11 protein-coding genes and 2 riboswitches are annotated in these 14017 nt (G+C 45.2%); of the genes, 10 read left to right on the top strand and 1 reads right to left on the bottom strand.

Annotated elements, in window-relative coordinates; all coding sequences use genetic code 11:
- Positions 1-59: 59 nt before the first annotated feature.
- Positions 60-1355 carry an S-layer homology domain-containing protein gene (locus CS898_RS02465; RefSeq protein WP_099207994.1) on the bottom strand — a complete coding sequence of 432 codons (1296 nt, stop codon included), beginning with the start codon at positions 1353-1355 and terminating at the stop codon, positions 60-62.
- Between the two features lie 138 nt (positions 1356-1493).
- Positions 1494-1619, top strand: a riboswitch (cobalamin riboswitch).
- Positions 1620-1735: 116 nt separating this feature from the next.
- Between CS898_RS02465 and nikA the strand changes: the two genes are divergently transcribed.
- The 10 genes from nikA (at position 1736) to CS898_RS02415 (ending at position 14007) form a co-directional block, all read left to right on the top strand.
- Positions 1736-3370, top strand: a complete 1635-nt coding sequence (gene nikA / locus CS898_RS02460) for a nickel ABC transporter substrate-binding protein (protein WP_099207993.1) — start codon at positions 1736-1738, stop codon at positions 3368-3370.
- A 63-nt stretch (positions 3371-3433) separates the two neighbouring features.
- Entirely contained in the window at positions 3434-4384 is a 951-nt protein-coding gene (locus tag CS898_RS02455; protein ID WP_034437853.1) for an ABC transporter permease, read from the top strand.
- Positions 4381-5193: an ABC transporter permease gene (locus tag CS898_RS02450; RefSeq protein ID WP_099207992.1), complete on the top strand. Its 813-nt coding sequence runs from the start codon at positions 4381-4383 to the stop codon at positions 5191-5193. The genes CS898_RS02455 and CS898_RS02450 overlap by 4 nt, the downstream gene beginning before the upstream one ends.
- Entirely contained in the window at positions 5181-5990 is an 810-nt protein-coding gene (locus CS898_RS02445; RefSeq protein ID WP_099207991.1) for an ATP-binding cassette domain-containing protein, read from the top strand. Before CS898_RS02450 ends, CS898_RS02445 begins: the two co-directional genes overlap by 13 nt.
- On the top strand, positions 5974-6750 hold the full coding sequence (locus CS898_RS02440) for an ABC transporter ATP-binding protein (RefSeq protein ID WP_159459108.1): 777 nt from the start codon (positions 5974-5976) through the stop codon (positions 6748-6750). The genes CS898_RS02445 and CS898_RS02440 overlap by 17 nt, the downstream gene beginning before the upstream one ends.
- Before the next feature lie 39 nt (positions 6751-6789).
- Positions 6790-8100 (top strand): hemolysin family protein, encoded by a 1311-nt coding sequence (locus tag CS898_RS02435; protein ID WP_099207989.1) that lies wholly within the window; start codon positions 6790-6792, stop codon positions 8098-8100.
- 97 nt (positions 8101-8197) lie between these two features.
- A riboswitch (cobalamin riboswitch) is annotated at positions 8198-8379 on the top strand.
- A 602-nt stretch (positions 8380-8981) separates the two neighbouring features.
- Positions 8982-9725 carry an S-layer homology domain-containing protein gene (locus CS898_RS02430; RefSeq protein ID WP_143614566.1) on the top strand — a complete coding sequence of 248 codons (744 nt, stop codon included), beginning with the start codon at positions 8982-8984 and terminating at the stop codon, positions 9723-9725.
- Between the two features lie 155 nt (positions 9726-9880).
- Positions 9881-12052, top strand: coding sequence for a nitrogenase component 1 (locus CS898_RS02425; protein ID WP_099207987.1), 2172 nt, complete (start codon positions 9881-9883; stop codon positions 12050-12052).
- Positions 12021-13295, top strand: coding sequence for a nitrogenase component 1 (locus CS898_RS02420; RefSeq protein ID WP_159459107.1), 1275 nt, complete (start codon positions 12021-12023; stop codon positions 13293-13295). Before CS898_RS02425 ends, CS898_RS02420 begins: the two co-directional genes overlap by 32 nt.
- Positions 13285-14007, top strand: coding sequence for an ECF transporter S component (locus CS898_RS02415; protein WP_099207985.1), 723 nt, complete (start codon positions 13285-13287; stop codon positions 14005-14007). Before CS898_RS02420 ends, CS898_RS02415 begins: the two co-directional genes overlap by 11 nt.
- Positions 14008-14017: the final 10 nt, after the last annotated feature.

Below are 14017 nucleotides of genomic sequence, written 5' to 3'. Positions count from 1 at the left end.
GCACGATATAAAATTGGGGAGGTTCAAACCTCCCCAATTTTATATCGTGCTTTTTTCTTTTATTTAAATTGCCAACGAATATGGCCATCCAAATCTACAGAGGGATTTAGGCGATAGTTTCCACTATTCCACATGTCCTTAATGGTTGATTCGCTATACCTTCCCTTGAAGTAGTTATAAAACTCATCATAACTTCTAAAGTAATCTCTATAGTCATAATACCGACCATAGCCTTGATTCCATAGATCATCAATCTCTTTATTGCTGTAACCCCGGTCCTTGTAGTAGCGGTAGAAGTCCCGGTAGTCTGTATAGGAGCGGTTGCTAGGGAAGAAGTTTAAGGGGTCTTTTCCATTGTTCCAAAAATGGAGGATTTGGTCATTTGAATAGCCTCGACCCTTGTAGTAGTTGTAAAAATCGTCGTAGTTGGCAAAGTTACGATACCAATAGGAATAGCGGCCAGCTTCCTTGTTCCAAAGGTCTTCAACTTGCTTTTCACTATAGCCTAGACCTCGATAGTAACGGTAGAAGTCATTGTAGCTAGCCCAATTGGTCCAGCTGGTTCCGGTTCTTTGGTCAATTTTATCTGGGTTACGGTAACCCCGGTCCCAAAGGTCCTTAACTTGGTCCAGACTGTAGCCCTTGGTTAGCATCTTATCTTTGAAGATATTGTATTCGCTAGCATCTAGGGCATAGCCCAACTTGTCCTTACTTGTGGTGGTTTGACTGCTGGTGGCTGGAGAGGGGACATATTGACTTCCCAACTTGTCGTTGGCAGCCTTTAAGACGACGGAAAATTCAGCCCGGGTTAAAAATCCAGCGGGGTCAAATTCCTTGTTGGGTTTTCCCACCATGATGCCCTTTTGAACAAGAGCTCCAACTTCTCCAGGGTTCCGGATGAGGTCCCTGTCGGAAAAGTCTCTAGCTGCATCGGGTTGGGCAGAAAGGTTGTAGACCTTGCCTAGGATTCTTGCAGCCTCATCCCGGCTAATGGCAGACATGGCTTGGAGGGTTCCGGTATAGTCGGAAATGTAGCCAAAGGCCACAGCCTTACGGACATCCTCATAAAACCACATGTTGGGTGTTACGTCGGTAAAGTGGATGTCGGCCTTACGGGTCAAGCCAAAGTATTGGTTGACCATCCGGTAAAATTCACCCTTGGAGATGGTAGCATCTGGAGAGAAATGGTTGGCATTGACTCCGGAAACAATTCCCTTATCATAGGCCCAGACAATTTGATCCTTGGCCCAATGGTGGTCCACATCATGGAAGGGGTGGGCCAAAACCGGGCTCACTAGACCCAAGACAAGACAGGATGTCAATGGAATTAAGTATTTTTTACGAAGAGTTTTCATTATTTTTCCTCCTGTGTTTATTTGTGATTTGCTTTCTGTTTAATATATACCACAGGAGAAGTCTTTTAAGCAAAAAAATATTTTTTACAATGATAGTTATTATCTTGACATTAGTTTACAAATTCTATACAATATCCACATACAAGTAAATAGTGCTGTATTTTGGAGTTTAGAACCAAATTGAATGAGGGGAAATAGGTGCAAGTCCTATGCGGTCCCGCCACTGTAAAGCCAGGCTACCTCTGCAGTATTGAATTTAAGCGAGTGACTTAGTAAGAAAGGAAGTATATATAGATCTAGGTCTATATATTTTTTTTTACCAACAAGGGAATGGTTCAGTCTGATAAACTCCGAAATCAAAACCAGAAAAGGAGAATGTGATGAAAAAGAAAACCCAAAGACTCTTGGCAATTTTTTGCCTGTTTGCCCTAGCTCTTGGCTTAAGCGCTTGTGGCAAGGGAGGAGCTGCTGGAGATGGAGCAGCATCTGACGACACCCTAACCATCCCCTTTAACGAGGACCCAGTAGGAGAGTTAAACCCCCATATGTACCTTCCCAGCCAATTCGTAACCCAAGATATGGTTTATGAAGGCTTGGTATACTATGGAGAAGGCGGCGAAATCAAACCATCCCTGGCAGAATCCTGGGATATTTCAGAAGATGGAAAGACCTATACCTTCCACTTAAGACAAGGAGTTAAGTTCTCAGACGGATCTGACTTTAATGCCCAAAATGTTGAAAAGAACTTCAAGACCATCTTCTCTGAAGAAAACAAGCCCAACCACAACTGGTTTACCTTTACCAACTACCTGGATAGCTTCAAGGCAATGGACGACTATACCTTTGAATTAACCCTAAGCAAGCCTTATTCAGCTGCTCTTTATGACCTGGCCATGATCCGCCCCATCCGTATGTTGGGGGATGCAGGTTTCCCAGATGATGGAGATACTGCCAAGGGAATCAAGGCTCCCATCGGAACCGGTCCTTGGGTTTTAAAAGACCACAAAGACAACGAATATGCAACCTTCGTACAAAACGAATACTACTGGGGTGAAAAACCTGGCGTAAAAGAAGTAACCATTAAGGCCATTCCTGATGCAGAAACCACAGCCTTGGAATTTGAAGCAGGAAACCTAGACATGGTTTACGGAAACGGCTTAATCAGTCTAGACCGTTTCACCACTTACAAAAATGATGACAAGTATGTAGCTGAAAGCTCTGACCCAATGTCCACTCGGATGATCCTATTCAACACATCTAGAGGTCCCCTAAAAGACCTTGCTGTTCGTAAGGCTTTAAGCCATGCCGTCGACAAGGAAAGTGTTTCTAAAAACATCTTTGGCGGAGTTGAACAACCAGCCGATACCCTTTTTGCTAAGAACGTACCAAATACCGATGTTCCAGTAGAAATTTACGACTACAAGCTAGAAGAAGCAGAAAAACTCCTAGACCAAGCCGGTTGGGTCAAAGGATCCGATGGAATTCGGGAAAAAGATGGTCAAAAATTAAAACTTGTCTTCCCCTTTGTTGCAAGTAAAAACAGCGACAAGAGCCTGGCAGAATATGTCCAAGGTGAATGGAAAAAACTTGGTGTAGACGTTGAACTCAATGCTCTGGAAGAAAAAACTCACTGGTCCAATGCAGCCAAGGGTGACTTTGACCTTATGGTAAACTACACCTGGGGTGCTCCATGGGATCCCCATGCCGTCCTACAAGCCATGGCTGTGGAATCTGAAAATGGAAGCCCTGACAATGCAGCTCAAAAGGGTCTACCCATGAGAGACCAACTCTATGATACCATCAACAAACTTTTGGTAGAACCGGACCAAAACAAGATGAAGGAAGAATATGCTTACGTTTTAAAAACTTTAAACGAACAAGCAGTCTATATTCCCGTCACCTACCAAGCCTTTACTTGCGTCTACCGGGCTGGCGAATTGGAAAATGTTAAATTCATGCCTGAAGAAAACCGCCTCCCCGTTTTTTCAACAAGTAAAGTTCATGATAACAAGTAAGTCAAAAGGGATAGTGGAAACTATCCCTTTTCTTTTATCTAAAGGGAGTCTGCTATGCCTCTAATGAAGAAAAATCCCCTGGCCAAGGGCCTGGGAAAAATCATTTTATTCTTTTTAACCCTGGTAGTGATTTCTATCTTTACCTTTGTCTTGGTCAAGATACAACCGGGAGACCCAGCAGCCAACTATCTTAGAACCATCCACGTAGGGATTAATGATGAAAGTTTGGCTCGGGCCAGGACCTATTTAAACCTGGACAAGCCGGTAACCAAGCAATACACCATGTGGCTGGGCAAGGCCGTCAAGGGAGACCTGGGCAATTCCTATGTCAAAAAAATGCCCGTCCTCCACGTCATGGCCAATGCCACCATTCCCACCCTGCAATTGGGGGCGGTGTCCTTTGTCCTTCTTTTAATTTTTTCCAGTCTGGGGGGCTTTTTAGCCGCCATCTACAATAAAAGCTGGGTGGACAAGCTGGTCCAAGGCCTGTCCTTCCTCTTTGTATCCATTCCTGTCTTTTGGCTGGGCTACATGCTGATTTTATTTTTTTCAGTTAAACTACAAATTTTACCCAGCTCAGGTCGGGGAGGCTTTGCCAACTACATCCTGCCGGCCATTTGCTTGAACCTGCCCCTGGTGGGCCAAACCAGTCTATTTATCCGCAATGTCCTCTTGGAAGAAATGGCCAAGCCCCATGTGGAAAATGCCCTGGTTCGGGGAGTGGATAGAAAGTATATCCTAAAAAACCACCTCTTGAACAACATAAAAATTCCCCTTATGACGGTCTTATCGTCCAATATCATGTATGTTATTTCAGGAAGTGTCTTAATTGAAGAGGTCTTTGCCTGGCCCGGACTGGGTCGGATGTTTGTAGGGGCTGTTCGGACTTCGGACCTACCCTTGATCCAAGGGTCCCTTCTTCTTTTTGGCCTCATGGCCATCATCCTAAATGGAGGCACCCAAAGCCTGATTTACTTTATTAACCCGAGAACGAGACTGGGAGGTAAGGAATGAAAAAACCAATTCTTTTTTATATAGCTCTATCCATGGCCCTGACCCTGGTCTTTATTGCCATCTTCGCCAAATATCTGGCCCCCTACAATCCTGAATTTGTAGAACTATCAGCCAAGCTTCAACTGCCTGGACCGGACCATTGGTTGGGAACAGACCACATGGGTCGGGACGTTTTTTCCAGACTGGTAACTGGGACCCAGCTGTCCCTAAGTATTGCCGGAATCGTGACCTTGATTAACTTGTGCATTGGCGTTCCCTTGGGGCTCATGGTGGGCTGGGCCGGTGGAGGCCTAGAAAAAACTTTCACCTGGTTAACCAATATCGTTTTGTCCTTTCCTCCCTTCCTCTTGTCCATGGCCTTTGCAGGAATTTTGGGCCAAGGCCTGGGTAACATCATCATTGCTGTTTCGTCTGTCGGCTGGGTTCCCTATGCCCGGGTCATTCGGAACATGGTGGTTTTAATGAAGGACCAAGAATACGTCTTGGGAGCTAAAACCATGGGGGCACCTGTACCCTATATCCTTAGAGTTCACATCCTGCCCTTTGTCTTTAAACCCATTTTAATTATGGCCTTGATGAGTATTGGAGAAGTGGTCATGATGATTTCCGGATTTTCCTTCCTGGGCATTGGGGTCCAACCCAATGTGTCCGAATGGGGCATGATGCTCAACGACGCCAAGTCCTATATCCGGTCCATTCCAGGCCTGGCCATCTATCCAGGTATGGCTATTTTAATTACAGTCGTGACCTTTAACCTCTTAGGTGAATACCTAAAGAAACAAGAAAGGGTTGACCTATGGAGAGACTAATTGTCAAGGACCTGACCCTAGAAATCAAGGATAGGGTCCTCTTAAACCATTTAAATTTTGAATTAGAAGCCCACGAATCCTTGGGCATTGTAGGGGAAAGCGGCAGCGGTAAGACCCTCTTTTCTAGGCTCTTAATCGGCCGAAAACCCCAAGGAGCAGACATTCAAGGAGAATTGACCTATCGGGATTGGGATATTTTAAAATTAAAGGAAAAAGACTGGCAAGAAATCCGGGGACGGAAAATTGCCTACATTGCCCAAAACCCCCATGGCCTCTTTAATGAAATGCAAACCATAGAGTCCCATGGACTGGAAGTTCTAACCAGCCTTTTAAAAATATCAAAAGACCAGGCCCGGGAGAAGTTCGTCCAAGCCATGGAAGACTTCAACTTGGAAAACAGCCGGGACCTTTTGAAAAAATACCCCTTCCAACTCAGTGGAGGGATGCTCCAAAGGGTTATGCTGGCCATGATGATGGAATTAAACCCCTACATGGTTATTGCCGATGAACCCACCTCAGCCCTGGACAGTTGGAATGCAGAAAATGTAGCTGACCTCTTGATAATTTGCAAGAGCAAGGGGACCCAACTCTTGGTCATCACCCATGACTACCGGCTCCTTAAGCGCCTGGTAGACCGGATCGTCATCCTGAAAAAAGGCGATCTCATTGAAAGTGGTCCCTTGGAAGAAGTGTTAAAAAACCCCAAGAGCGAGTATGGCAAGGCCCTTCTGGCTCCTAGAACCTATAAGCGCTACCGGGATATACCAGAAAAGAGGGATTATGGATTTAAAGATTGAAAACTTAACAAAATCCTATAATGGAAAAACCGTTTTAAAATCGGTGAACCTGGAAGTAAAGAGTTCTACTTGTTTGGGAATCATGGGGGAAAGCGGCAGTGGCAAGTCCACCCTGGGACGCTTGGTTGTAGGACTGGAGAAGCCCGATGGGGGACAGATCTACTTTGATGGCAAAACCGTCAAAGACCGGACCCGTCTTGAAAGAAGACAACTCCGTAAAAAGGTACAAGTGGTTTTTCAAAATGCCTATGGAGCTGTAAACCCCAACTTTACCATGAGAATGGTCATGGAAGAACCCTTTAAATTCATGGACCAAAAGCTGGATAAAAAAGACCGGGATGACAAAATCAAAAAGACCCTGGACCAAGTAGGTCTGGGCCACCTTAACCTAGATGAAAACGCCCGGAGACTCAGTGGTGGACAAGTCCAAAGACTCTGCATCGCCCGGGCCCTAATCCAAGAGCCAGAGATCCTTCTTTTAGACGAAGCCCTAAGTGGTTTGGACTACCTGGTCCAAAAACAACTCCTCCAACTCCTGGTCCATATCAAGGAAAGACATAATTTAAGCTACCTTTTTATCGTCCATGACTTCCTACTGGCCTATGGCCTTTGCGACCAAGTCATTATCATGGACCAGGGAGAAATCGTTGACCGCTTGGACATCCAAGATGGCCAAGAGATTAAAAAACCCACCCACCCCATGTCCGTCAAACTTTTGGGAGACTTCTTCAAACAAGGAAGAGATAGTAATTCCAACTAATATTTGATATAATAAATAAAAAAACGAGGAGGTTTTTTTATGGATGATGGTGGGGGGTTTAGTCTACCACTCTTAATCATAATTATTCTAACAATTGTAAATGGTCTTTTTTCCGCAGCAGAGATGGCCTTAGTATCATCCAACAAGGGGAAAATACAAGAAAAAGAAGAAGATGGGTCCAGAAAGGCCCGCCTGCTTTTAAAGGTTACAGGCAAGCAGACACAATTTTTATCCACCATCCAGGTGGGGATTGTCCTGACGGGTTTTTATTCAGCTGGTCTAGCTGCCAAGGACCTGGCTCCTTATATAGTCAGTCATTGGGGTTTAAATCCTAGCCTGGCCTTTATCCTGGTGATTTTTGTCCTGTCCTTTTTCTCCATCCTCTTTGGGGAATTAATTCCCAAGCGGATTGCCCTGAGAGCACCGGAAAAAGTAGGCTTAAGCCTGGTATCCTTTGTTGAATTCTTCCGGATTATCAGCCTGCCCTTTGTGGGGCTTCTATCTCTTTTAACAGGATTTTTTCTCAAGATTACAGGAAACTATTCTGACGATGTTGAAGAGCAAATTTCCGAAGAAGAATTAAAATCCTACATCCGGGTTGGGAAAGAACAAGGCGTTATCAACCTGTCTGGAGAAGAAATGATGGTTTCCATCATGGACTTTGACGACATCAAGGCCTATGAAATCATGACCCCCAGAACAGACCTCTACATGATCGACTATGACGAATTTACCACAGATACCATTTCAGAGATGCTGAAAACTGGCTATTCCAGAGCCCCGGTCTACCAGGAGGACACAGATAACATCATTGGTACCGTCTACATCAAGGATATTTTTGTGGAATACGCCAAGAGCCAGTACAAGACCATCAATATTGACAAAATCCTGAAAGAACCCTACTTCGTTCCCGAAAGTAAAAACGTGGACCGGCTCCTCAAAGAGCTCCAGTCCACTAAAAACTACATTGCCATTTTAATTGATGAATACGGAGGATTTTCCGGCATGGTCACCATGGAAGACATTGTGGAAGAAATCGTCGGAGACATTGAAGACGAGTACGATACCGTAGACCAGGGCATTGAGCAGATCAATTCCCATACCTACATCATCGATGGGTCCATGGACCTGGACGACATCAATGACGCCATCCATACAGACTTTGTTTCGGAAAACCACGAAACCCTGTCCGGGCTAACCATTGAACTATTGGGTTTTATCCCAGAAGAAAATGACAAGCAGCCCCACCAGGTCATCTATGAAAACCAAAACATCCTAACCGCCCTAAGCGTGAAGGATAAGAGGATTGAAAAAGTTCAAGTGGAATGCTTGGACCAAGCTAAGCACTAGGAAACTAGTGCTTATTTTTATGGTGGGATTTTTTTATGGTGGGATTTTAGAAGAAAACAATTGCAAAGAGGAAGCATTTAGCTTATAATAGAAATATAAGAAAATATAACTTTTATGTTCTTTCACTTGATGAAGGCTAAGATGGAATTTGGTGCAAGTCCAAACCGGTCCCGCCGCTGTAAACCAGGAGTGGGCTATCGAAACCACTGAAATTTTTCGGGAAGGGATAGTCTGTTAGGATAGGTAAGTCAGAATACATGCATAAAAGCTTGTGTAAGACGCGAGGAAACGTCTATTTACACCCTAATATATCTGTGCAAATACGGGCATTGGTGAATCCAATGTTTTTTTATTGGAAAAATTTGTTTATTTCTGGGCTGGAAACGGCCTATTTCAGGAGCATAAATCTTTGGGTGAAAGCATCTCCCCCAAGCTCAATTTTTGCTGCTTTCACCCCTCTCTCCATTTCAGCCTTAAAAAGCTTTTTCCACCTCTAAAATTTATAAATGAAAGAAGGGCGCTTGGCTTGACCAAGTGTCTTTCAATAAGTGGACAAAACTCTAAAGCACTACGAAGAAAAAAGTTATCATTAGCAAAAATCTAAGAAAACTTTACGGGAACGTAATGGTTTTGTAAAGAATTTTACTGGATTGTAACTGGATTTATTTCCAAAAACCTGCTATATTTATAACTTAGAAAAGGCAATGAACAGCGACTTTTCATGTTAAGTTTGTTTAAAGAAATAAGGATTGAAAAGAAATTTTGATCAAGGAAACCATTCGGGGCTTATTTCTATAAGATTTTATAAATAGGACCTATTCCTAAATAAAAAACCCTACATGGCAAACTTTCTTCTAAAATTTCCAAAAAAGGAGAAAAAAATGAAAAACACAAAAAAACAAGCACTTGGATTGGCTCTTGTCCTTTTATTTTCTGTAACAGGACAAATTTTTGCAGAAACGGAAGTAAAAGAAGATAAAAAAGATCCGGCAAAAGTAGAAACCCAAGCTCCTAAAAAAGAAGAAGCGAAAAAAGACGCTAAGGAAGAAGTTAAGAAAGACACCAAAGAAGACGCCAAAAAAGAAGAAGCTAAAGAAGAAGTCTTTAAGGATATCAAGGGCAACTGGGCTGAAAAGCTAATTGCAGAAAGCAAGGGCTATGGAATTGCCAATGAAAGCAAGGACTTCCAACCTGAAAAAGCCATTACTCGGGGAGAATTTGCCGTAGGTCTTGTCCAAGGTTTGAACCTGGGCCTGGGTCAAAGACAAAGCAAGGACTTCAAGGATGTTAAAGACACAGACTGGTATGCAGCAGACATCAATATTGCCACTGCCCATGAAATCATCTTTGGTCGTGGAGATGGAAACTTTGATCCCAATGCCACCATTACCCGTCAAGAAGCTTTCTCCATGTTGGCCAGAACTCTTGACAAGCAAAAAGCCAACCTGGCTGTTTTAGACCAATTTAAAGATAAGAAGGAAATTGACTCCTGGGCTCAAGAAGCTTGTGCTATAATGGTAGAAAAGAACCTTGTTAAGGGACGCCCTGAAGGTCTTGCTCCAAAGGCAGAAATTTCAAGAGCAGAAGCTGTTCAATTAATCAACCAACTAGCAGGCTTAAAATAAATTAAACTTATGGACAACTTAACATAAAATAAAAATCCCAGGCTTCTTGTTTTGGGATTTTTGTTTTTCGGGATGGTTGTGAGGGCTTAAGTCATGGGGAAAGTATCTTTTCTAGGAGATAAGTCCATGGGCAAATAAGAAAGGAAGGGTTTAAAATGGAAATTGCAATTTATGGAAAGGGTGGAATAGGCAAGTCGACAGTATCTGCAAATATTTCAGCCTCCCTGGCTAAAAGGGGGAAGAGGGTCTTGCAGCTTGGTTGTGACCCCAAGCATGATTCCACCCGGCTCTTACTCCATGGTCGCGATTGCAAGACTGTTTTAGACTATATGCGGGAGGTGGGGCCCCTGGACTACCAACTGGCTGATGTGGTCCACCAAGGGATTTATTCCATTGACTGTGTAGAGGCTGGGGGACCGGAACCTGGTGTGGGCTGTGCCGGCCGGGGGATTTTATCTACCTTTGAGCTCTTAGAAAATTTGGGCCTGGACAGGAAGGACTATGACTTTGTCCTCTATGATGTTTTAGGTGATGTGGTTTGTGGGGGCTTTGCCGTTCCCCTAAGGGACCAGTATGCAGAAAAAGTCTATATTGTCACTTCCGGGGAATTTATGTCGGTTTATGCGGCCATCAATATTTTACGGGGTCTGGCAAATTATAGTCAAAAGGGTCCCCGGGCTGGGGGCTTGATTTTCAATGAAAGGGGCTTTGAGGGAGAACTCCAAAGGGTGGAAAGATTTGCCCAAGCAGTGGGTCTACCCATCCTGGGAGAAATTCCAAGAGATCTGATTTTTGCCGCCTGTGAACGCCATGGCCAATGTGTGGTAGAGGGGGCTGAAGATTCTCCCGTGGCTTTGGAAATGGACCGGATTGCTGGTAAGATTTGGGACCAAAGTCGCTTATATCCGGCCAAGCCCCTGGGGGACCATGAATTGGAAGAGGTGGTTTTGGGCCACAAAATCCGCAAGGAAGTCCCCGAAGAAGCGGGAGGGCCCAAGGAGAAAAACCCCAGCCAGGGTCGGGGGACCTATTCCAAGGCCCTGGTCAAGCAAGAACCCCTTCACGGTTGCGCCTATAACGGGGCCATGAATATTGCCGTCCAAGTAAAGGACGCCATTATCATCAGCCATGGGCCCAGGTCTTGTGCCAACCTGTCCTACCAGGCCATTTCTTCCCTGGGTCGGAGGTCTCTTTTTGAAAAGAAAAAGATCCTTCCTGTCCAGGTCCATCCCAAAATCCTATCCTCGGAATTGGGGGAAGACGCCATGGTTTTTGGTGGCATCCAGGACTTGAGAAGGGTCCTCCAAGAAGCCCTGGAGAAAAAACCGGCCCTGGTGGTCTTGGTTACCACCTGTCCTTCGGGAATTATTGGAGATGATGTAGATGGGGTAAGGGACCTGGCAGGACCTGAAACGCCTATCTTGGCCTTAAAAACCGATGGAAATTTATCCGGGGACTATATGCAGGGGATGATTTTGGCCTACCAGGAAATTGCAAAATTTTTGGTGGACCCCCAGGAAAAACCCGACCCCTACCTGGTAAACCTCTATGGGGAAAAACCCATTGCCAATGCCACCAGTGGGAATTTTAAAATTCTGGAGGACTGGTTGGGGGCCTTTGGGGCCAAGGTCCACTGCCGTTACTTAAATGAGACTTCTACAGACTCTGTCCGGACCCTCCTAAGGGCGGGTCTCCACCTGCCGGCCTACCATGATTATATGAATACCATCCTGGAAGATTTTTTCAAAAAGACCTATGACCTGAACTTCTTTCCCCATGCCCTGCCCATTGGCTATGAAGAATCCATGGACTTTATCAAGGCCCTGGGCCGCTTTTACGGCAAGGAAGAAGTTTCAAAAAAAATCATGGCCCGGGAAAGGGAAAACTACCAAAGGCAGATGGACAAGTACCGGCCCTACCTCCAAGGGAAGAAACTCATGGTGGTGGCCTACAACAACAAGCTGACTTGGATTTTAAAAACAGCCCTGGACCTGGGCATGGACATTGTCAAGGTGGGGATGATTAACTTTTCCCAAGACGTCTACCCGGAAAACCCCTTTAAGGACAAGATCTTGGATTGGGAAGTGGACTATACGGCGGAAAAAAGACGGCAGGATGTGAGCCGGCTTAAGCCTGACCTGGTTTTGGCCAACTACAACGGCCCCAACATGGACGATGCCCCCTACCATGATACCATTCAACTGACCCCAGAAGGGGGCTTCCAATCGGGAATTGCCTTGGCCAAGAGGTGGGTGACGATTTTCCAACAAAATGTACAAGAAGGGTGGAGGAAGGATGAAAAATACTTTAGAAAATATCAAGGCTGACAGTTTTTCCGGCTTGATCTTTGGCCTGGAAAGCCTCCGGGGAGGGATGACCCTCCTAAACGGCCCTACCGGTTGTAAGTTTTATCATTCGGCTGTGGTGGATGGGGCCCTCTTAAGGTCCGTTTCTTTTGACCCCCAATCCTATCCCCAGGAATTTTACTTTGGTCAAAGCCGGGTTCCCTGTACCTACTTAGATGCCAAGGACTATGTCTATGGCGTGGAAAAAAAGCTCCAAGATCTTTTGGAAGACATTCGAGACCGGAAGCCTGATTTTTTGGCCGTGGTGAATTCTCCGGGAGCAGCCCTTATTGGAGATGACCTGGAAAAAATCGCCAGCCGGGTTCCAGGCCTACCCTTGACGGTTTTTATTCCCACCCCTCTGTATTCTCAAGCCTTTGGAAAGGGTTTGAGTCAGGGCCTGGTGGCCCTCTTGGAAAAACTCCAACCGGCCCAGTTACCTGTGGAAAAAAACCGGGTCAACCTCCTGGGCTTTTCCCTCCTCCAAAACCATGTTATGGGAAATATTGCCTGTCTGAAAGACCTCTTGTCCAAGGCTGGTTTGGAAGTAGGGACCTACTTTTTTGACCAGGGACTGGACCAAATCAAGGATCTGAGAAGGGCCAAGCTCAACCTTGTCCTGAGTCCAGAAGACGGTCTGGACCTGGCAAAATATTTAAAGGAAAAATACGCCATGCCCTATTGGATTCCCCCCAAGGGCCAGCCTGTGGGTTTTGATGCAACGGAAGCTTTTTTCAAGGACCTGGCCCGGATCCTTCCCATGGATTTGGATCCAGTTATGGAAGAAATCCAAAGAGCCCGGGGCCGAGCCTACATCTTTTTGGCTCGCTATTCGTCCCTTTTGGGATTACCCAAGGGGGCTGGTTACTCTCTAAGTGGACCAGCGTCCCTCCTCTTGCCCTTCCAGGATTTTTTGAAAAACTATCTGGGTATGGTGCCGGGGCAAATTACCTGTAGCCAGGGGTCCTACCCGGCCTTTGAAAAAATCTTAATGGAAGAAAAATTGGCCTCCTTGGACCGGGTCCAAATGGTCTTTGGGGATGGCAATGACCTGGCCCAGGCCATGGCCCAAGACAAAAGAGTCCGGGGCCTGGAAATTCAAGGTCCCACCATGGGCTACTTGGATGTCTTGGAAAAAACCCTCTATGGTCCCCAAGGAGCCCTCTATATTTTAGAAAAAGTCCTCAATGGTTTAAAAATGGGAGATGAAGGCTATGGAGACTAGGGAAAAAAATCGTCTGGTAAGTCTTTTGTCTGGCCTGGTTATCTTTATTGGTATTCCCGGCCTCTTGATTTTTGGCATGACGGTTTTAAATGATCGAAAATACCTCTTTATCAGCCTATGTATCTTGCTCCTAACCAGCCTGCCCCTGCTTTTTCTCTTTGAACGCCGGGGGGTTAAAACCAGAGAGTTGATTTTAATTGCCGGTCTTTCAGCCATAGGAGTGGCCGGCAGGATGGCCTTTTTTTGGATTCCCCATGTAAAACCTGTGGCGGCCGTAACCATTGTTTCAGCTATTGCCCTGGGGCCTCAAGCAGGCTTTGTTGTAGGGGCCATGATTATGTTTGTGTCAAACTTTTCTTTTGGCCAGGGCCCCATGGGCCCTTGGCAGATGTTTTGCTTTGGCATTATTGGCTTTGTCGCCGGAAGCCTGTTTGACAAATTCAAGCTTCCCAAAAACAAGTGGACCATGGGAAGTTACGGATTTTTATCGATTTTTCTCTTTTTTGGGTCCATTATGAACCCCATTTCCGTCATTAGCTTTTATGAAGAAATCAATAAGGACATGATTGTCTTATCCTATCTTCGAGGACTCCCCATTGATTTGATCCATGCAACAGGGACCTTTGCCTTTTTATTTTTCTTTGGGGAAAGTTTTTTGGAAAAAATTCAAAGAATCCAGGTGAAGTATGGCCTCTTAGATGATCGGAGCTAGGCCTATAGAA

The sequence above is a fragment of the Urinicoccus timonensis genome (genome assembly GCF_900232945.1).
Classification (GTDB): domain Bacteria; phylum Bacillota; class Clostridia; order Tissierellales; family Peptoniphilaceae; genus Urinicoccus; species Urinicoccus timonensis.
The sequence above is the reverse complement of the archived record's forward strand: the minus strand, read 5'-3'. Positions and strand labels throughout refer to the sequence as shown.